Source organism: Aeromonas sp. Y289-2, from assembly GCF_027705925.1.
GTDB lineage: Bacteria > Pseudomonadota > Gammaproteobacteria > Enterobacterales > Aeromonadaceae > Aeromonas > Aeromonas veronii.
Genome location: NZ_JAPDCH010000009.1, coordinates 63,556 through 82,103, shown reverse-complemented (window position 1 = coordinate 82,103; position 18,548 = coordinate 63,556). Strand labels below are relative to the sequence as shown.

Genomic DNA, 18,548 nt, shown 5'->3' with positions numbered 1-18,548 from the left:
GGTTATTCGGTGCGATTTGTGTGGAAAATGCGCAATTTGCTACCGGGGTCATAGATTGGATGGTGAATATATTCAGTTCTGAGTGAATGTGATCAATGTCTAAGTTTGTCGTGATTCGCAGGGCTAACCTCGGTCTCGAAAGGCAAGGGCAGGATAGAACATAAGCCGATTACCCTACATAAAGAATATCCCGCCTTAGCCACGAGCATGAATAGAAGGAATCTATTCAATCACTCGCAGGGACCACTGCTAGACGGAATATAATCATGAGCAAATTTTATGTAGGTTCTGAAGTTGGCCAATTGCGCCGTGTCATGTTGCACCGCCCCAACCTCAGTCTGAAGCGTCTGACTCCTTCCAACTGCCAGGATCTGCTGTTCGATGACGTCCTGTCTGTTGAACGCGCCGGTCAGGAGCACGACAAATTCGCTCAGGTACTGCGCGATCAGAATGTCGAAGTTTTCCTGCTGACCAATCTGCTGGCCGAAACCCTGGATGTGCCGGAAGCCAAAACCTGGCTGCTGCAACATCAGGTCTCCGACTATCGCCTCGGCTCTTCTTTTGCCAACGACGTGCGCTGCTTCCTGGCTGACATGCCGCATCGCGAATTGGCCCGCATTCTCTCCGGCGGCCTGACTTACTCCGAGATGCCCTACAGCGGTGTCAACATGGTAGTGGGCATGCACGCTCCGACCGATTTCATCATCGAGCCGCTGCCCAACCACCTCTTCACCCGTGACACCTCCTGCTGGGTTTATGGCGGCGTTTCCATCAACCCGATGGCCAAGCCGGCTCGTCGCCGCGAGACCAACCATGTGAAGGCCATCTACCGCTGGCACCCGATGTTTGCCGGTCAGGACTTCATCAAGTACTTCGGTGACGAGGAGCGTGACTACGACAACTCCACCATCGAGGGTGGCGACGTACTGGTGATCGGCCGCGGCGCTGTGCTGATCGGGATGTCCGAGCGCACCACCCCGCAAGGTGTCGAGCACCTGGCTCGCAGCCTGTTCAAACATGGTCAGGCCAAGCAGGTCATCGCCATGGAGCTGCCGAAGCACCGCAGCTGTATGCACCTGGATACCGTGATGACCCACATGGATATCGACACCTTCTCCGTTTATCCGGAAGTGATCCGCAAGGATGTGCAGTGCTGGAGCCTGACTCCGGGCGGCGCCACCGGCATGAACATCAAGGAAGAGGGTTACTTCGTCACCGCTATCGAGAAAGCACTGGGCGTGGATCAGTTGAAGATTATCACCACTGGTGGTGACAGTTTCGAAGCCGAACGCGAGCAGTGGAACGACGCCAACAACGTACTGACAGTACGTCCCGGCGTGGTGGTGGGCTACGAGCGCAATACCTACACCAACGAGAAATATGACAAAGCCGGTATCACAGTTCTCTCCATCCCGGGTGATGAACTGGGCCGTGGCCGCGGCGGCGCCCGCTGCATGAGCTGCCCGATGGAACGCGACAGCATCTGATGAGACGGCGTGGCGCCGGCAGAAGCTGGCGCCACACAGAACCAAACTCGAGATTAACCACTATGAAAAAACCAACTGTCGTCGTCGCTCTGGGTGGCAATGCACTGCTCCGTCGTGGTGAGCCACTGGAAGCGGATATCCAGCGCAAGAACATCGCAACGGCCGCCAAGACCATCGCCCTGATCGCTCAGGAGTACAACGTGGTGCTGGTGCATGGCAACGGCCCGCAAGTCGGCCTGCTGGCCCTGCAGAACAGCGCCTACACCAAGGTATCCCCCTATCCGCTGGATGTGCTGGGTGCCGAGTCTCAGGGCATGATCGGCTACATGCTGATCCAGGAGCTGAAAAACCTGATGCCGAGCCGCAACGTCACCGCGCTGCTGACTCAGGTGCAGGTTGATCCCAAGGATCCGGCATTTGCCAACCCGACCAAATTTATCGGCCCCGTCTACGAAGAGGCTGAAGCCCGCACCCTGGCAGAAGAGAAGCACTGGGTGGTCAAGGCTGACGGCAAGTTCTTCCGCCGCGTAGTGCCGTCCCCGCTGCCCCAGCGCATCGTTGAAGGCGACGCCATCGAAACCCTGATTGCCCAGGGCCACCTCATCATCTGTACCGGTGGTGGCGGCATCCCGGTGACCTGGGATGGCCAGAGCCTGACCGGTATCGAAGCCGTCATCGACAAGGACATGTCTGCCGCCTACCTGGCCAAGCAGATCAAGGCCGACGCCCTGCTGATCCTGACCGACGCCGATGCCGTCTATCTGGATTGGGGCAAACCGACCCAGCGCCCGCTGCGGGTCACCAGCCCGGACGAGCTGGACGGGGTCAAGTTCGATGCAGGTTCCATGGGGCCGAAAGTCGAAGCCTCTTGTGAATTTGTCAAAGCGACCGGCGGCATGGTCGGGATCGGCTCGCTGGAAGATGGCCTCGCCATCCTCAAGGGGGAAGCCGGCACCAATATCGTCGCCACCCGCACCGTACATGCGTAATTACCGATATCTGTACTGAGAATGCGTAGTCAACACTACTGCCCGAACTGGTCTGAAACGTATATAGAGAGAACTCATCATGGCTTTTAATCTGCGTAACCGTAACTTCCTGAAACTGCTGGACTTCACCCCGCGCGAAATCCAATACATGATCGACCTGGCCATCGACCTGAAGAAAGCCAAATACGGTGGCTACGAGCGCAAGCATCTGGTCGGTAAAAACATCGCCCTGATTTTCGAGAAGACCTCCACCCGTACTCGTTGTGCGTTTGAAGTGGCGGCCTTCGACCAGGGCGCGCAAGTCTCCTACCTTGGCCCAAGCGGTTCCCAAATCGGTCACAAGGAGTCCATGAAGGACACCGCCCGTGTACTGGGTCGCATGTATGACGGTATCGAATACCGCGGCTACGGTCAGGAGATCGTGGAAGAGCTGGGCGCCTACGCCGGTGTCCCGGTCTGGAACGGCCTGACCAACGAATTCCACCCGACCCAGATCCTGGCCGACTTCATGACCATGCTGGAGCACGGCAAGGGCAAGCGTCTGGATCAAATCAAGTTCGCCTACCTGGGTGATGCCCGCAACAACATGGGTAACTCCCTGATGGTCGGCGCCGCCAAAATGGGCATGGACATCCGTCTGGTCGCACCGAAAGCCTTCTGGCCGGAAGAGGAGCTGGTTGCCAAGTGCCGCCTGATTGCCGAAGAGACCGGCGCACGCATCACCCTGACCGAAGATGTGAAAGAGGGTGTGCTGGGTGCTGACTTCCTCTACACCGATGTCTGGGTATCCATGGGTGAAGCGAAAGAAGCCTGGGATCAGCGCGTCAAACTGATGACTCCGTATCAGGTCAACATGGATGTCATCAACGCCACCAAGAACCCGGATGTGAAGTTCATGCACTGCCTGCCGGCGTTCCACAACGACGAGACCACCATGGGCAAGGAAGTGGCTGACAAATATGGCATGAAAGGCCTGGAAGTGACCGAGGACGTGTTCGAATCCGAGCACAGCATCGTGTTCGACGAGGCCGAAAACCGGATGCACACCATCAAGGCAGTGATGGTTGCTACGCTGGGCGACTAAGGTCGCAGTAGTGGTGCCGGGGGGCGACCCCCGGCTTTTCGACCATGTGACAGCGGCATAATACCTCTAACCCTACAACCCGCAGCCTGCATGGATACCACACCCACAGAAGGAAGCTGGACCATGACCAAATTCAAGTTCCCGTCAGCCTACACGATACTGTTTGTGCTGATCGCCCTGGTGGCCGCCCTGAGCTGGATAGTGCCGGCCGGCAAATACGAGATGACCATGAACGAAGCCCTCGGCAAAGAAGTGCCGGTGGCGGGTACCTACAAACTGGTGGAGGGGAATCCCCAGGGGATCGTCGACGTGCTGCTGGCACCTATCGATGGCCTCTACAACCACGACACCTATGAGGCAGGCGCCATCGACGTCTCCCTCTTTATCCTGATCATCGGTGGTTTTCTTGGCATTGTGACCAAGACAGGTGCCATCGATGCCGGTATTGAACGTGTGACCGACCGTCTGCGTGGCCGTGAAGAGTGGATGATCCCGATCCTGATGGCGCTGTTCGCCGCAGGCGGCACCATCTACGGCATGGCCGAAGAGTCGCTGCCTTTCTACACCCTGCTGGTGCCGGTGATGATGGCCGCCCGCTTCGACCCAGTGGTGGCAGCGGCAACCGTATTGCTGGGCGCCGGTATCGGTACTCTCGGTTCCACCATCAACCCGTTTGCGACTGTTATTGCCGCCAACGCCGCCGGTATCTCCTTCACCGACGGTATCTGGCTGCGCGTTGCCATGCTGGTCGCCGGTTGGCTGCTCTGCGTTGCCTACGTCATGCGTTACGCCAAGATGGTGCGCAGCGATCCGAGCAAATCCCTGGTGGCTGACAAGTGGGAAGAGAACCGTGCCCACTTCCTTGGCAACAAGAGCGACCAGATGCTGGAGTTCACCCTGACCCGTAAAATCGTGCTGGGTATCTTCGTCGCCGCCTTTGCCGTGATGATCTACGGTGTGGCCGTGCTGGGCTGGTGGATGGCGCAGATCTCCGGCGTGTTCCTGGCTGCCGCCATCATCGTCGGTGTCATCTCCCGCATGAGCGAGGAGGAGCTGACCTCCAACTTTATCGATGGTGCCCGCGACCTGCTGGGTGTGGCGCTGATCATCGGTATCGCCCGCGGTATCGTGGTGGTAATGGATAACGGCATGATCACTCACACCATTTTGCACAGTGCAGAAGGGATCGTGACCGGCCTCTCCACCATCGTCTTTATCAACGTGATGTTCGTGCTGGAAGTGGTGCTCTCCTTCCTGGTGCCGTCCTCCTCCGGTCTGGCCGTACTGACCATGCCGATCATGGCGCCGCTGGCCGACTTCGCCAACGTGGGCCGCGATCTGGTGGTGACTGCTTACCAGTCTGCCTCCGGTCTGGTGAACCTGGTGACCCCGACCTCCGCCGTGGTCATGGGCGGTCTGGCCATCGCCAAGGTGCCTTATGTGCGCTGGCTGAAGTGGGTGGCTCCGCTGCTCGGTATCCTGACCGTGCTGATCGTGGTCTGCCTGAGCCTGGGCGCCGTGCTCTCCTGAGAGATAACAAGCAAGATAAAACGGGAGCCTGCGGGCTCCCGTTTTTTATGGGCGCAAGAAGTGATGGACACAAAATAGCAGGCAACAAAAAGGCGACCCGCAGGTCGCCCCAGTGTATTTGGGGGAAAGAGCTTAGCGGGAAAGAGCTTAGCGGGCCTGCGCCAGCGTGCGTACCACGGCGGCGTGGGCCTGACGGGTGCGGCTGATATGGCGCGGCGCGACCAGCACCACGTCATTGCCCGCGACGGCGCCCATGATCTCGGGATTGGCGTTGCGATCCAGCAGGCGAGCCACCACGGTGGCGGCTCCCGGAGTGGTGTGGATCAGCACCATCTGCTGGTTGTGTACCACTTCACGCACCATGTCGTGGATAGAGCGGGTGCTACCGGCGGGCTCCAGCTGCTCGTCGACCAGGGTGTAGACCTTCTTGCCGTTGGCATTTTGCGCCTTGGCGACGCCGAGACGGCGCAGCAGGCGGGAGATGGTGGACTGGCTGATGTCGGCAAAGCCGCGCTCCGACAGCTCGCGACGGATCTCTTCCTGGGTGCTGTAGCAGTGCTGACCGATGATCTGGCGACAGGCATCCAGCTGGGCCAGATCGGGCTCTTGGGCAACGGGACGACTGAGGGTTTTGACCACGGCGAATTCCTTTGATGATGACCGGAGGTAAACGCGCGATATCTGCCATAGCAGTCAGTTATCAGGCAAAAACACTGATAATCCATCTATATGCAGGGAATGAGCGGGCATTACCATCTTGCGATGGCAAATTATAGCTGACTGGAAATTTGGTGATGTGACAGGGTTCAAAAATGGGCCCCGCGGGGCCCAATCAGATATCAGTAACGCTCGCTGACGATGTCCTGAGTGAAGGACTTCTCGCAATATTTGCACTTCATCCGTACCACGCCTTTCACTTCGCGCACCCGGAAGTAGCTGTCAACCGGCTCGTTGTGGGAGATGCAGTTGGAGTTGGGACAGTGGAACACCCCGGCGATGAACTCCGGCAGCTCCAGCTGGTGCTTCTTCACCACATTGAAGTCTTCGATGATGTTGACGGTCGCTTTCGGGGCGAACAGCGCCAGCTGGTTGGCCTGTTGCTCGGTCAGGCGGGTGTTCTCAATCTTGATGAGGTCCTTCTTGCCCAGCGCACCGGATTTCAGGTTGAAGCCGACGGTGATCCGCTCCTGGGTTTCGACCAGCTGGAACAGCTTGAGGATCTTTATGCCCTGGCCAGCGGGGATGTGATCGATGACGGAGCCGTGACGGATGGCTTCGACTTGCAGTTGGTTCTTGTCAGACATGATATTCCCCTAAGCTCAGACAGTTTCGTTCAGTACCAGTGCCAGCAGCGCCTGGCGTGCATAGACCCCGTTCTCCGCCTGCTGGAAGTAGCAAGCGTGGGGGGTCTTGTCGACCGCTACATCGATCTCGTCGACGCGGGGCAGGGGATGCAGGATCTTCATGGTGGGCTTGGCCCCTTCCAGAGTCGCCAGCTCCAGAATGAACTTGGCAGCCATGTGCTTGTATTCAGTCTCGTCGAAGCGCTCTTTCTGGACGCGGGTCATGTAGAGAATGTCCAGCTCCGGCATCACCTCTTCCATGGTCTGGTGGACGCTGAACTGGATACCCTTCTCTTCCAGCTCTTCGCAGATGTAGTCCGGCATCGCCAGCGCTTCCGGGGAGATGAAGAAGAAGCGGCAGTTGAACAGGCTGAGGGCCTGGGCCAGCGAGTGCACGGTGCGGCCATATTTCAGGTCACCGACGAAGGCGACGTTGAGGTTGTCCAGACGACCCTGGGTCTCATGGATGGTGAACAGGTCGAGCAGGGTCTGGCTCGGATGCTGGTTGGAGCCGTCGCCGCCGTTGATGACCGGCACGCGGGAGAACTCGGAGGCCAGACGGGCCGCGCCCTCTTTCGGGTGGCGCATCACCACCGCATCCGAGTAGGAGCCGATGATCTTGATGGAGTCAGCCAGCGTCTCGCCTTTCTTGGCGCTGGTGTTGCCACCGTCGGCGAAGCCGATGATGTTGCCGCCAAGGCGCTGTACCGCGGTCTCGAACGAGAGGCGGGTGCGGGTGGAGGCTTCGAAGAAGCAGCTGGCAACCAGCTTGTCTTTCAACAGGCTGGTGTCAGGTTCAGCCTTCAACCGTTGTGCGGTTGAGACTACCAGTTCCATTTCTGACCGGGTCAGGTCCGAAATGGAGATGACATGTTTCTTATAGAGTGGATTGGTCATCGTCTGCATTCCCTTTGACATCATTGGAGGTTTTTCGGGCACAAAAAAAAGCCCCTGAAACAGGGGCTTTTTTTAAAAATAACTGGGGATCGTTGGGGTGGGAACCGGAAACAACGGGGCCGCTCTGGTGCGCACCACCCGTCTGCAAGGCTGTTTTCTGAATCAAAAACTGCATCGTTTCGTCCCGACCTTTTTCAAAACCGGACAGATTATAGGGCCGCATTTTTAATTGTCAAAATTTTATTTCCGATGCCAATTTCAGCATGAAAAACGTTTAAGTGGCGGAAACATGACGACAAATCCACACCTTGTGCGTTTCTTTCAGCGATTCCCCATCGCGGGCCATGGCGCGCAAATAACCGAGTCTGTGGTGTCCTTCCAGCAGGCAGTAGGGGCGGGGTAGGGGATGACCGTTCGGGTAGCTGGCTCCCTCTTCCGGCACCAGCACGATGACAGGTTCGGGCCAGGTGCCTTCGCTCAGCATCTTCTCGCCGAGCCAGGAGCGACGCACATAGCGGTTGCTGCGCAGCATCTCGCCCCAGCGCTCGATCACCTCCATATGGCGGGAGTCCACCTGATCCACCAGTTGGGCGGTGGGCCAGCTTTCACAGGTGAACTGATGGTTGGCGAGATCGATAAAGCTCCAGTTGGACTCAAAACCGCGCCAATGGCGGTAAATCCACTGGGAGAGCACATTTTCAGGAATAAAGGGCACCAGCGGCGCGACCCGTTCAAGATAGGCGGGCAGGGACTCTGTCTTGCGTTCATCCCTGAAGTTGAGGGGCGCCAGTTGTTGGAGCAATCGGTAATTGAGCATAAGTGGCCTCCCGGTACTTGATTTCACCCTACCCCCATTTATGTCCCATTCCTACCCCGGCAGGGCTGCAAATACAGCAAGTTATCCCGCTTTGCTGCACAAACAAGCGCGACTTGTTCGGGATTTGTGCAATCGCATTAAAAGTGTGAAAAAAGCCTTTACCTTTGAAACCCGCTTTGTATACTACGCCTCGTTTGTTGCAGGGGCGTAGTTCCAATTGGTAGAACAGCGGTCTCCAAAACCGATGGTTGCGGGTTCGAGTCCTGCCGCCCCTGCCATTTTCAGAAAGGCCAGCTCATTGAGCTGGCCTTTCGCATTTCCGGCGTTCGCCAATTTATCCCTCTCTCCTTTCTCTTCTCCTTCTTGCCGCTAGCCCTCGGTAACTGTGGTCACATTGATCTCGATGTCTGCCGTAAGAGCGTTCAATGTGCAGCAACCCGCTGTTTCAGGACGGTGACCAGCCGCTGGTGGCGGGCGGGGAGCGGCCACTCGGCGCGGTAGATCAGCCAGAGGGTGTCGATCACTTCAATGTTGCTCTGGATCACCCGGATCTTCTCCTGCTGGGCAAAGGCGGTGACGGCGAAGCGGGGCAGCACGGTAAAGCCGAGGCCGCGGGCGACCGGCTCCAGGATCAGGCCGATCTGGTTGGTAAAGCCGCGCAGGGGGATCTCGTCAACGCGCTGGCCGGGGTAGCGTCGTCCCAACAGGCGTTGTGCCATGCTGCGGCCATCCGGGTGGTCGATAAAGCCGAGCTTGCAGAGGTGCTGCCAGCTCTGCTCCTCGCCATCGTTGGGCACCACCAGACAGAGGGGTTCGCGGGCGAAGGGCTCGGCGGCGATGCTGGGGTGCTCCGGCGGTTGATCCACCAGTCCCAGATCGCTGCGCCCTGCCAGCACGGCCTGCACTATGTCGGGGGTGGGGGCGAAGCGGTGCTGGATGGTGAGTCCGGGGTGCTCCTGTTGCTGGTCGAGCAGCAGGGGATAGAGCAGCAGACCAATGCTGCCCGGGGTGGACAGGGTGATGGCGCCGTGGTGAGGGTCATCGTCCGAGAGGCGCGCTCGCAGCTGTTCGGCGGCCTGCGCCTGCTGGCGGGCGAAGTCGAGCAGCACCAGCCCGCGCGGAGTGAGCTCCAGCTGACGGGGCTTGCGCAGCAGCAGGGGGCCGAATTCGGCCTCAAGGCGCGAGATATGCTGACTGACGGCGGCCTGGGTGAGATCCAGCCGTTCGGCGGCACGGGTAAAACTGCCGGTTTCATGCACCACCACCAGGGTGTGGAGCCAGAGCGGATTAACCATAAATTTAATTTATGCATTCCATTAGTTTGACCTTATTTTTCATTATGTCGCCCCTTCCTATCATGTCACCTGTTTCCCACACACAATTTCAAGGTGACTTATGACTTACCCGCGCAACTTCTCCCACATCGGCATCACGGTGACTGACCTCGACAAAGCGGTCGAGTTCTATACCAAGGTGATGGGCTGGTATCTCATCATGCCGGCGACCACCATCACCGAGGATGACTCCGCCATCGGCGTGATGTGCAACGACGTGTTCGGCCCGGGCTGGGGTTCTTTTCGCATCGCTCACCTCTCCACCGGCGACAAGATTGGCATCGAGCTGTTCGAGTTCCCCAACAGCGAGCAGCGCGAAAACAACTTCGAATTCTGGAAGACCGGAGTGTTCCACTTCAGCGTGCAGGATCCGGATGTCGAGGGGCTGGCGGCGCGCATCGTCGCGGCGGGTGGCAAGCAGCGGATGCCGGTGCGCGAGTACTACCCGGGCGAGAAGCCCTACCGCATGGTCTACATGGAAGATCCCTTCGGCAACATCATCGAGATCTACAGCCACAGCTATGAGCTGACCTACTCCGCCGGTGCATATCAGGGGTAAGTGACAGGCCGCCTTCGGGCGGCCTGCTGCTTTGTTGTTACAAGAGTCAGTAGCATGGAATAGCGATCTGGTTCACACGAATAGCGCGTTCTGTTGTTGATAGATGGGAAAATATACAGATTCACTAAAGTCTGTTCATATTGCGGCCGATAGCCTTTGATACATCAGGGTTTTCCCTGCCTGACACAACAACAAGGATTCGTCGTCATGACCCTCTCTCTGCGCGGCAAGCTGCTGGCCACCAGTCTTGGTGTGGTGCTGCTGATGGCATCACTGCTCGGCATCGTTGCCTTTCACACCCTAAAATCCCGCACCATGAGCGCCATCCAGAGCGAGGCGGTCAACTATGGCCACGCCTACTCGGTCGCCATCGGCGAATGGATGACGGATCGCAAGAACACCGTCCATGCGCTGGTCAACCTGATCAGCGACAACCCCCAAGCCGAGCTGGTGCCCCACCTGAAGCAGGCCTACACCTCCGGTGGATTCGGGCTTACCTATTTTGGCTCCGCGCAGGGGGTGATGACCCGGCAGGATCCCTCCCTCAACACCGGCAACTATGACCCGCGCGAGCGCCCCTGGTATCAGGATGCGGTGAAGGCGGGGCAGCTGATCGTCACCGCCCCCTATGTCAGCGTCACCATGCAGAAGCTGGTGGTCACCCTCTCCGAGCCGGTGCGCCATCAGGGGGAGCTGGTCGGTGCCGTGGGGGCCAACTTGGCGCTCGACAAGCTGATCGACGAAGTGCTGGCGATGAAGGTGCAGGGTGAGGGCTACGCCATGCTGCTCGACAGCAGCGGCCTCATCGTCGGCCATCCGCAGAAGGATTTGGCGCTCAAGCCCATCGCCGAGCTGGCGCCGGGACTCTCTGCCGCCACCTTCCAGCAGTGGGGCCGTGAAAACAGCGAGCTGCACGCCGCCACCCTCGACGGGCGGGATGTGCTGCTGGCGGTACAACCGGTACCGGGCACCGACTGGCTGCTGGCCATGGTGATGTATCGCGATGTGCTGGAGGCTCCGCTCAGCAGTCTGCTGTGGGAGCTGGTGGGGCTGACTCTGGTGCTGATGCTGGTATTCAGCGCCCTGCTCACCGCCACCTTCAAATACCTGTTCGCCGATCTCGGTCGGGTCGCGCACGCCCTGCACGACATTGCCCACGGCGAGGGGGATCTCACCGTTCACATCAACACCCACAGCAAGGATGAGGTGGGCCAGCTGGCCCAGAACTTCAACCAGTTCGTGGCGCGGCTGCACGGTATCGTCAGCCGGTTGCGGGATGTGACCGTCGAGCTGGCGGCACAGTCTCGCGCTCAGGCGGCCGGGGCGCAGGCCCGTAGTCAGCGGGTGCGCCAGCAGCAGGACGAGATCGTGATGGTGGCGACCGCGGTGACCGAGATGGCTTCCGCTACCCAGGAGATCGCCGGTAACGCCGAGTTTGCCGCCACCACCGCCACCGGTGCGGTTGCACTGGCGGTCGCCGGTCAATCCCAGGTTGGCCAGAGTCAGCGCAGCATTACCGGTTTGGCGGACGAAGTGGCCGATGCCAGCCAGATCATCAATGAGCTGGACAGCCATGCCCAGAAGATCAGCGGCATTCTGGCGACCATCAGCGGCATCGCCGAGCAGACCAACCTGCTGGCGCTCAACGCCGCCATCGAGGCGGCCCGGGCCGGTGAGCAGGGCCGCGGCTTCGCGGTAGTGGCGGACGAGGTGCGGGTGCTGTCGCGCCGTACCCACGACTCCACCGACGAGATCCAGCAGATGATCGAGACCCTGCAGCAGACCACTCGTCGCGCCGTGGGTGGTATGGAGACCAGCCGTCAGCTGGCGGGTACCAGCGTGGAGGATGCGGAAGCCGCCAACCAGAGCCTTGCCCGGATCAACGAGGCGATCGGCTCCATCAGCGACATGGCGACCCAGATCGCGGCGGCGGCCGAAGAGCAGACCTCGGTGACCGGCGAGATCAGCCGCAATACCGAGAATATCCGCCACGTCTCGCAAGAGCTGGCCGAGCAGGCGGGCAGCGAGGCGGCGCAGGCGGCTGAACTCAAGTCGTTGACCGAGCGGCTGGAGCAGGAGATCGGCCGCTTCCAGCTCTGACATCCCGCCACGCCAGCAACAGAAAGGGCAGCCCGCGGGCTGCCCTTTGTTATTTCACGACTGGCTTAAGGAGTCTGTTTGACCCAAATCAGCTGGTCGGTGGCAAAGCCCAGCGACTTCGCTTTGGCGACCAGCGCATCCACCTTCGCCTTGGGCGGGTTGGGTGAGCGGGAGAGGATCCAGAGGTAATCGTGGTTGTAGCTGGTCACCAGCGAGAGCTGGTAATCGGGGTCGAGGTCGATGACGTTGTAGCCGCCGTAGAAGGGGCCGAAGAAGCTCACCTTGAGCCGCGCCTCGTCAGGAGTATCGACGAAGTAGGCCTTGCCCTCGGCTTCGCGCCAGCTGCCATCGCTCTGCTTGCCGCGGTTGAGCACCTTGACGCCGCCATCGTCCCGCAGGCTGTAGGTGGCGCTCACCTGCTCCAGCCCCCGCTCGAAGCTGTGGTCGAGGCGGGCAATCTCATACCAGGTGCCAAGATAACGATCGAGCTGGAAGCCGGTAACGGGGCGGATGCCATCGGCAATCCCGGTACAGGCCGTCAGCAGTAAAGCGGTGAACAGGCAAAGCAGTGAACGCATAAGTAATCCCTCTCTTGTTATCCCTCAATGATGCGCAACTGACCATCCCGGAAGCGGGAGGCCTGATCCGTCGGCGTGCTGCCGAAGAAGCGCTTGTACTCCCGACTGAACTGGGAGTTGCTCTCGTAACCGACTCTGGCCGCCGCGGTGCCCGCCTTGATGCCGTCGTGCAGCATCATCATTCGCGCCTTGTGCAGGCGAAACGACTTGATGTACTGCAGCGGCGAGGTAGCTGTGACCGCCTTGAAGTGGTGGTGAAAGGCGGAGACGCTCATGTTCACCTCCCGCGCCAGCTCCTCCATGGTGAGGTTGTCGGCATAACGGGACTCTATCATACGCAGCACCCGGGCGATCTGGCCCACATGGTTGTGGCGATTGGCGAGCGCTTGCAGCGCCGGGCCGCCCCCCTCGGTGAGGGCGTGGAACAGCATCTCCCGCACCGTCTGCGGTCCCAGCACCCTGGCGTGCAACGGGTTATCCATCAGCTCGATCAGTCGCTCGGCGGCGCAAAACATGGTTTCCGACAGGGGGACCGAGTGGACGCCGCTCTTTTGCGGCGCGGGGGCGGGCAGGGCATCGCCCAGCTCCAGCAGCAGCTCTTGCAGGGTGACCAGATCGATCTCGATGGTAAAACCGATAAGCGGCTGCTCGGGGGAGGCGAAGCACTCGCACTCGCAGGGGAGCGGCAGGGTCATCAGCAGATAGTGGTTGGGGTCGTAGCGAAACACCTGATCCGCCAGATAACCCACCTTGTGTCCCTGCAGGATAACGATCATCCGCGGTTGGTAGAGCACCGGGGTGCGGCCATGGTGCTCGGTGGTATAGATGAGGTTGACCTGTTTCACCGGTGATGGGGTGATGCCGGGGGCGGTGACGTGGCGGGTCAATCTGGTTGCGAGGTCGCTGTAACGGTTTTGCATGGGCGCTCTTTGATTCGACAGTTCCGGTTTTCGCTGCTTTGTAGAAATAGGCAAGAATCAAGCAGGATGTTGTCTTGATGGTAGGGTGGTTCTGGAGAAAAATGCAATCACGATTTCGCGGCCTGGCCGCCCTGACTATCAGAAGAAGGCAATGTCGATGAACAACTTTACTCTCCATACCCCGACCAAAATCCTGTTCGGCCAAGGGCAGATCGCCCAGCTGCGCGAGCAGCTTCCGAGCGACGCCCGCGTCATGATCACCTATGGTGGCGGCAGCGTGGTACGCAGCGGCCTGCTGGAACAGATCCGCAACGAGCTGGCTGGCATGACCCTGTTTGAATTTGGCGGCATCGAGCCGAACCCGGCCTACGAGACCCTGATGGGCGCCGTAGAGCTGGCCCGTGCCGAGCGGGTCGACTTCCTGCTCGCCGTTGGCGGTGGCTCCGTGCTCGATGGCACCAAGTTTATCGCTGCTGCCGCGCACTACGATCTGGCCAAGGATCCCTGGCACATTCTCGAGACCGTCGGCAGCGAAGTGCGTTCCGCCATCCCGCTTGGTTCCGTGCTGACCCTGCCGGCGACCGGTTCCGAAATGAACATGGGCGCCGTCATCACCCGTCGCAGCAGTGGCGACAAGGTGCACTTCTTCTCGCCGTTCGTGATGCCGCGCTTTGCCGTACTCGATCCGGTGCTCACCTACACCCTGCCCGAGCGTCAGGTGGCGAACGGGGTAGTGGATGCGTTTGTTCACATCGTGGAGCAGTACCTCACCTATCCGGTCAATGCCAAGGTGCAGGATCGCTTCGCTGAAGGCTTGCTGCTGACCCTGATCGAAGAGGGTCCCAAGGCGCTGGCCGAGCCGCACAACTACGAGGTACGCGCCAACATCATGTGGAGCGCCACCATGGCGTTGAACGGCCTGATCGGTGCCGGTGTGCCGCAGGACTGGGCCACCCATATGCTGGGTCACGAGCTGACTGCCCTGCACGGCCTCGACCACGCCCAGACTCTGGCGGTGGTGCTGCCCGCCCTGCTGCAGGCCAAGCGCAAACAGAAACATGCCAAGCTGCTGCAATACGCCGAGCGGGTGTGGGGTCTGCACAGCGGTAGCGAAGCGGAGCGCATCGACGATGCCATCGCCGCGACCCGCGACTTCTTCGAGCGGATGGGGGTCAAGACCCGACTGCGCGACTACGGTCTGAAAGATCTGGGTATCGACACCCTGATCGGCAAGCTGGGTGAGCACGGCATGACCCGTCTGGGCGAGCACAGCGATATCGATCTGGTGCAGAGCCAGCATATTTATGAAGCGGCCTGGTAAGGGCCGCCAATCGGTGCCAAACGGGCGAAACGATTGAATTGCCGGGGCCCTCTCCCGCTATCTGGCGGCTGAGCGGCCCCGCTTTTGTTGGGAAAATGTTACTTTTCGGCGTTTCGCTGCGAGAAGTGAGACGAAAGCGGATTTCGTAAGAACAAAAAACGCTAAGATAGAGGGCCGGTAAAACATTTTTTTTGACTGGTTGGATCACTTTTTTCAGCCGTTTTTACTGGTATAAGCCTCTAATTTGGTTTGTTTTTTTTAATCGTAGCCAGGGATGGGCTGAATTCTGTACGAGTGCCGTCGGGACTGCGGTTGTAATAAAACTCCAAAATTTGATACTAATCACCTTCGCGCCTGAAAAGCGGGGGCCTGACCATGACAGGAGGTTGAGGTAAAGCCTACTGATTTTCATAACAAAGAGCCCTGGACCTGCACTTTGGTCATGTCTTGTTTCGTCAGAAGTGAGACACTGGGCAGCGATTGTTTATTAACCATCAGGGAATAGTCATGCAGATTGGAATACCGAGAGAGAGTCTCGCCGGTGAGACCCGGGTCGCAGCGACCCCGGCTACCGTCGAGCAGCTGAAAAAGCTCGGCTTCGAGGTCGCCATCGAGACCGGCGCAGGCCTGTCGGCCAGCTTCGATGATGCCGCCTTCGAGGCTGCCGGTGCCAGCGTGGTGCCGAATGTCTGGCAAGCCGACCTTATCTTCAAGGTCAATGCGCCGACCGATGCCGAGATCGCACAAATTAAAGATGGCGCCACTCTGGTGAGCTTCATCTGGCCTGCCCAGAACCCTGAGCTGGTCAAGAAGCTGTCCGAGCGCAACATCAATGTGATGGCGATGGATATGGTGCCGCGGATCTCCCGTGCCCAGTCCCTCGATGCCCTCTCCTCCATGGCCAACATCGGTGGCTATCGCGCCGTGGTTGAAGCTGCGCACCAGTTCGGTCGCTTCTTCACCGGTCAAATCACCGCAGCCGGTAAAGTGCCGCCTGCCAAGGTACTGGTGATCGGTGCCGGTGTGGCCGGTCTGGCTGCCATCGGTACGGCCGGTTCCCTCGGTGCCATCGTGCGTGCGTTCGATACCCGTCTGGAAGTGGCCGAGCAGATCGAATCCATGGGTGGCGAGTTCCTCAAGCTCGACTTCGGCGGTGAGGATGGTTCCTCCTCCGATGGTTACGCCAAAGTGATGAGCGAAGAGTTCATCAAGGCCGAGATGGAGCTGTTTGCCCAGCAGGCCAAAGAGGTGGACATCATCATCACCACCGCCCTGATCCCGGGCAAGCCGGCTCCCAAGCTGATCACCAAAGAGATGGTCGACAGCATGAAGCCGGGCTCCGTCATTGTGGACATGGCCGCTCAGGCTGGCGGCAACTGTGAATACACAGTGCCGGGTGAGCTGCATGTCACCGACAACGGCGTCAAGGTGATTGGTTACACCGATCTGCCGGGTCGTCTGCCTGCCCAATCCTCCCAGCTCTACGGTACCAACTTGGTCAACCTGATGAAGCTGATGTGCAAGGAGAAGGACGGCAACGTTGCCATCGACTTCGAAGACGTGGTTCAGCGCAACATGACGGTGATCCAGGCCGGTGAAGTGACCTTCCCGCCGCCCGCCATCTCCGTCTCTGCTGCCCCGCAGAAACCGGCCGCCGCCAAACCGGCCGCCAAGAAGGAAGAGGCCAAGCCCTCCAACAAGAAGTTCGTGTTCGGTGCCCTCGGCATCGCCGCCTTCGGCTGGATCGCCTCCGTTGCCCCGGCAGCCTTCCTCTCCCACTTCACCGTATTCATCTTGGCCTGTGTGGTCGGTTACTACGTGGTGTGGAACGTATCGCACGCCCTGCACACGCCGCTGATGTCGGTCACCAATGCCATCTCCGGCATTATCGTGGTCGGTGCCCTGCTGCAGATCGGGCAAGGGTCGACTCTGGTTACCGCATTGGCCTTCATCGCCGTGCTGATTGCCAGTATCAACATCTTCGGCGGCTTCACCGTCACTCAGCGCATGCTGAAGATGTTCCGTAAGGATTAAGGGGGTTTAACGTGTCTCAAGGACTGGTAACAGCATCCTATATCGTTGCCGCCGTGCTCTTCATCCTCAGTCTCGCGGGACTGTCGAAGCAAGAAACGGCCAAGCATGGCAACTTGTTCGGTATTGCGGGTATGGCTATCGCCCTGCTCGCCACCGTATTCAACCCGGAGACCAGTGGCGTTCACTGGATCATTCTGGCCATGGTGATTGGCGGTGCCATCGGCGTGCGTCTGGCACTCAAGGTCGAAATGACCGAGATGCCCGAGCTGGTGGCCGTGCTGCACAGCTTCGTGGGTATGGCGGCAGTGCTGGTGGGCTTCAACAGCTTCATCGATCTGCACCCCTCTGCACCTGCTGAGGTCGTCGTCTCCGTCGGTTCCAATCTGGATGCCACCCTGGCAGCCGCCCGTGCGGCGTTCGAGCAGGCCAACAGCGTTGCTCAGGTCGAGCACCTGACCGGCGCCATGCTGAACATCCACCTGGTCGAGATCTTCCTGGGCGTCTTCATCGGTGCCGTAACCTTTACCGGTTCCGTGGTTGCCTTCGGCAAACTGCGTGGTCTCATCTCCTCCAAGCCGCTGATGCTGCCGCACCGCCACAAGCTGAACCTGCTGGCCGTGGTCGCCTCTCTGGCCCTGATGGTCTACTTCGTCAACGCGGGCGGCTCTACCTTCGCCCTGCTGGTGATGACCCTGATTGCCTTCGCCTTCGGCTGGCATCTGGTTGCCTCCATCGGTGGCGCAGACATGCCGGTGGTAGTCTCCATGCTGAACTCCTACTCCGGTTGGGCAGCGGCGGCGGCGGGCTTCATGCTCTCCAACGACCTGCTGATCGTCACCGGCGCTCTGGTGGGTTCCTCCGGTGCGATCCTCTCCTACATCATGTGTAAGGCGATGAACCGCTCCTTCATCTCCGTGATCGCCGGAGGCTTCGGCTCCGATGGTGTGGCCTCCACGGCTGATCAGGAGATGGGCGAATACCGCGAAACCAGCGCCGAGGAAGTGGCTGACCTGCTGAAGAACTCCAGCTCCGTCATCATCACCCCGGGCTACGGTATGGCGGTGGCGCAGGCCCAGTATCCGGTGGCTGAAATCACCCAGAAGCTGCGTGACCGCGGCGTCAAGGTGCGTTTCGGTATCCACCCGGTTGCCGGTCGTCTGCCTGGCCACATGAACGTGCTGCTGGCGGAAGCGAAAGTCCCGTATGACATCGTGCTGGAAATGGACGAGATCAACGACGACTTCGCCGATACCGATACCGTGCTGGTGATCGGTGCCAACGACACCGTCAACCCGGCCGCGATGGAAGATCCGGGCAGCCCGATCGCCGGTATGCCGGTGCTGGAAGTGTGGAAAGCGCAGAACGTCATCGGCTTCAAGCGTTCCATGAACACTGGCTACGCCGGTGTCCAGAACCCGCTGTTCTTCAAGGAAAATACCCAGATGCTGTTTGGCGATGCCAAGGCCAGTGTCGAGGCAATCCTGAAAGCACTGTAAGTGCCATTCAGAGAGTGAATATCAAGGAGGCTTCGGCCTCCTTTTTTATTGCTCATCCC

Annotated in this window: 17 protein-coding genes and 1 tRNA gene; 10 read left to right on the top strand and 8 right to left on the bottom strand. The window is 59.5% G+C overall.

All coding sequences use genetic code 11. From position 1 onward, the window contains the following. Positions 1–266 precede the first annotated feature (266 nt). The 4 genes from arcA to OKC43_RS14300 all read left to right on the top strand — a co-directional run bounded on the left by arcA (position 267) and on the right by OKC43_RS14300 (position 5,090). Entirely contained in the window at positions 267–1,487 is a 1,221-nt protein-coding gene (gene arcA, locus OKC43_RS14315; RefSeq protein WP_005339718.1) for an arginine deiminase, read from the top strand. Positions 1,488–1,549: 62 nt separating this feature from the next. Beyond that, a complete protein-coding gene (arcC, locus tag OKC43_RS14310) occupies positions 1,550–2,476 on the top strand; it encodes a carbamate kinase (RefSeq protein ID WP_107683217.1) in 927 nt (308 codons plus the stop codon). Between the two features lie 79 nt (positions 2,477–2,555). Beyond that, the gene (gene argF, locus OKC43_RS14305; protein ID WP_005339721.1) at positions 2,556–3,560 is read left to right on the top strand and encodes an ornithine carbamoyltransferase; all 1,005 of its coding nucleotides are present in this window, start codon (positions 2,556–2,558) and stop codon (positions 3,558–3,560) included. 123 nt (positions 3,561–3,683) lie between these two features. After that, positions 3,684–5,090, top strand: a complete 1,407-nt coding sequence (locus OKC43_RS14300; RefSeq protein ID WP_040070076.1) for a YfcC family protein — start codon at positions 3,684–3,686, stop codon at positions 5,088–5,090. A 147-nt stretch (positions 5,091–5,237) separates the two neighbouring features. On the opposite strand, the gene OKC43_RS14295 is transcribed toward OKC43_RS14300, so the two are convergent. The 5 genes from OKC43_RS14295 to OKC43_RS14275 all read right to left on the bottom strand — a co-directional run bounded on the left by OKC43_RS14295 (position 5,238) and on the right by OKC43_RS14275 (position 8,147). Continuing rightward, a complete protein-coding gene (locus tag OKC43_RS14295) occupies positions 5,238–5,729 on the bottom strand; it encodes an arginine repressor (RefSeq protein ID WP_005339728.1) in 492 nt (163 codons plus the stop codon). A 200-nt stretch (positions 5,730–5,929) separates the two neighbouring features. Continuing rightward, positions 5,930–6,394 carry an aspartate carbamoyltransferase regulatory subunit gene (gene pyrI / locus OKC43_RS14290; RefSeq protein ID WP_005339730.1) on the bottom strand — a complete coding sequence of 155 codons (465 nt, stop codon included), beginning with the start codon at positions 6,392–6,394 and terminating at the stop codon, positions 5,930–5,932. Positions 6,395–6,409: 15 nt separating this feature from the next. Further along, complete coding sequence (pyrB, locus tag OKC43_RS14285) at positions 6,410–7,330, bottom strand: aspartate carbamoyltransferase (protein WP_005339735.1); 921 nt, start codon at positions 7,328–7,330, stop codon at positions 6,410–6,412. Next, positions 7,311–7,505, bottom strand: coding sequence for a hypothetical protein (locus tag OKC43_RS14280; protein ID WP_013724188.1), 195 nt, complete (start codon positions 7,503–7,505; stop codon positions 7,311–7,313). Before OKC43_RS14280 ends, pyrB begins: the two co-directional genes overlap by 20 nt. 99 nt (positions 7,506–7,604) lie before the next feature. Further along, entirely contained in the window at positions 7,605–8,147 is a 543-nt protein-coding gene (locus OKC43_RS14275; protein WP_236272013.1) for a hypothetical protein, read from the bottom strand. Positions 8,148–8,348: 201 nt separating this feature from the next. On the opposite strand from OKC43_RS14275, the gene OKC43_RS14270 reads away from it, so the two are divergent. Then, a tRNA-Trp gene (locus tag OKC43_RS14270) sits at positions 8,349–8,425 on the top strand. A gap of 144 nt (positions 8,426–8,569) precedes the next feature. Here OKC43_RS14270 and OKC43_RS14265 read toward each other — a convergent pair. After that, positions 8,570–9,442: a LysR family transcriptional regulator gene (locus tag OKC43_RS14265; RefSeq protein WP_236272014.1), complete on the bottom strand. Its 873-nt coding sequence runs from the start codon at positions 9,440–9,442 to the stop codon at positions 8,570–8,572. A gap of 100 nt (positions 9,443–9,542) precedes the next feature. Between OKC43_RS14265 and OKC43_RS14260 the strand changes: the two genes are divergently transcribed. Beyond that, entirely contained in the window at positions 9,543–10,040 is a 498-nt protein-coding gene (locus tag OKC43_RS14260) for a lactoylglutathione lyase family protein (protein WP_041209527.1), read from the top strand. 207 nt (positions 10,041–10,247) lie between these two features. Further along, positions 10,248–12,140: a methyl-accepting chemotaxis protein gene (locus tag OKC43_RS14255; RefSeq protein ID WP_270659554.1), complete on the top strand. Its 1,893-nt coding sequence runs from the start codon at positions 10,248–10,250 to the stop codon at positions 12,138–12,140. Between the two features lie 65 nt (positions 12,141–12,205). On the opposite strand, the gene OKC43_RS14250 is transcribed toward OKC43_RS14255, so the two are convergent. Then, a complete protein-coding gene (locus OKC43_RS14250; RefSeq protein ID WP_193860845.1) occupies positions 12,206–12,718 on the bottom strand; it encodes a lipocalin family protein in 513 nt (170 codons plus the stop codon). Positions 12,719–12,735: 17 nt separating this feature from the next. Then, positions 12,736–13,638, bottom strand: coding sequence for an AraC family transcriptional regulator (locus OKC43_RS14245; protein ID WP_005339751.1), 903 nt, complete (start codon positions 13,636–13,638; stop codon positions 12,736–12,738). Between the two features lie 157 nt (positions 13,639–13,795). Between OKC43_RS14245 and yqhD the strand changes: the two genes are divergently transcribed. From yqhD to pntB, 3 genes are all read left to right on the top strand, one after another. After that, positions 13,796–14,959, top strand: coding sequence for an alcohol dehydrogenase (yqhD, locus tag OKC43_RS14240; RefSeq protein ID WP_139405384.1), 1,164 nt, complete (start codon positions 13,796–13,798; stop codon positions 14,957–14,959). A gap of 507 nt (positions 14,960–15,466) precedes the next feature. Next, the gene (pntA, locus tag OKC43_RS14235) at positions 15,467–16,993 is read left to right on the top strand and encodes a Re/Si-specific NAD(P)(+) transhydrogenase subunit alpha (protein WP_201953971.1); all 1,527 of its coding nucleotides are present in this window, start codon (positions 15,467–15,469) and stop codon (positions 16,991–16,993) included. 11 nt (positions 16,994–17,004) lie between these two features. Beyond that, a complete protein-coding gene (pntB, locus tag OKC43_RS14230; RefSeq protein ID WP_005339759.1) occupies positions 17,005–18,489 on the top strand; it encodes a Re/Si-specific NAD(P)(+) transhydrogenase subunit beta in 1,485 nt (494 codons plus the stop codon). Positions 18,490–18,548: the final 59 nt, after the last annotated feature.

Excerpts from the sequence above, each read along its gene's own strand:
- OKC43_RS14260 (WP_041209527.1), top strand. The coding sequence starts at position 9,543 with ATGACTTACCCGCGCAACTTCTCCCACATCGGCATCACGGTGACTGAC.
- arcA (WP_005339718.1), top strand. The coding sequence starts at position 267 with ATGAGCAAATTTTATGTAGGTTCTGAAGTTGGCCAATTGCGCCGTGTC.
- pntA (WP_201953971.1), top strand. The coding sequence starts at position 15,467 with ATGCAGATTGGAATACCGAGAGAGAGTCTCGCCGGTGAGACCCGGGTC.
- argF (WP_005339721.1), top strand. The coding sequence starts at position 2,556 with ATGGCTTTTAATCTGCGTAACCGTAACTTCCTGAAACTGCTGGACTTC.
- OKC43_RS14300 (WP_040070076.1), top strand. The coding sequence starts at position 3,684 with ATGACCAAATTCAAGTTCCCGTCAGCCTACACGATACTGTTTGTGCTG.
- OKC43_RS14255 (WP_270659554.1), top strand. The coding sequence starts at position 10,248 with ATGACCCTCTCTCTGCGCGGCAAGCTGCTGGCCACCAGTCTTGGTGTG.
- OKC43_RS14265 (WP_236272014.1), bottom strand. The coding sequence starts at position 9,442 with ATGGTTAATCCGCTCTGGCTCCACACCCTGGTGGTGGTGCATGAAACC.
- pyrB (WP_005339735.1), bottom strand. The coding sequence starts at position 7,330 with ATGACCAATCCACTCTATAAGAAACATGTCATCTCCATTTCGGACCTG.
- OKC43_RS14245 (WP_005339751.1), bottom strand. The coding sequence starts at position 13,638 with ATGCAAAACCGTTACAGCGACCTCGCAACCAGATTGACCCGCCACGTC.
- pyrI (WP_005339730.1), bottom strand. The coding sequence starts at position 6,394 with ATGTCTGACAAGAACCAACTGCAAGTCGAAGCCATCCGTCACGGCTCC.
- OKC43_RS14250 (WP_193860845.1), bottom strand. The coding sequence starts at position 12,718 with ATGCGTTCACTGCTTTGCCTGTTCACCGCTTTACTGCTGACGGCCTGT.
- OKC43_RS14275 (WP_236272013.1), bottom strand. The coding sequence starts at position 8,147 with ATGCTCAATTACCGATTGCTCCAACAACTGGCGCCCCTCAACTTCAGG.
- OKC43_RS14280 (WP_013724188.1), bottom strand. The coding sequence starts at position 7,505 with ATGCAGTTTTTGATTCAGAAAACAGCCTTGCAGACGGGTGGTGCGCAC.
- arcC (WP_107683217.1), top strand. The coding sequence starts at position 1,550 with ATGAAAAAACCAACTGTCGTCGTCGCTCTGGGTGGCAATGCACTGCTC.
- yqhD (WP_139405384.1), top strand. The coding sequence starts at position 13,796 with ATGAACAACTTTACTCTCCATACCCCGACCAAAATCCTGTTCGGCCAA.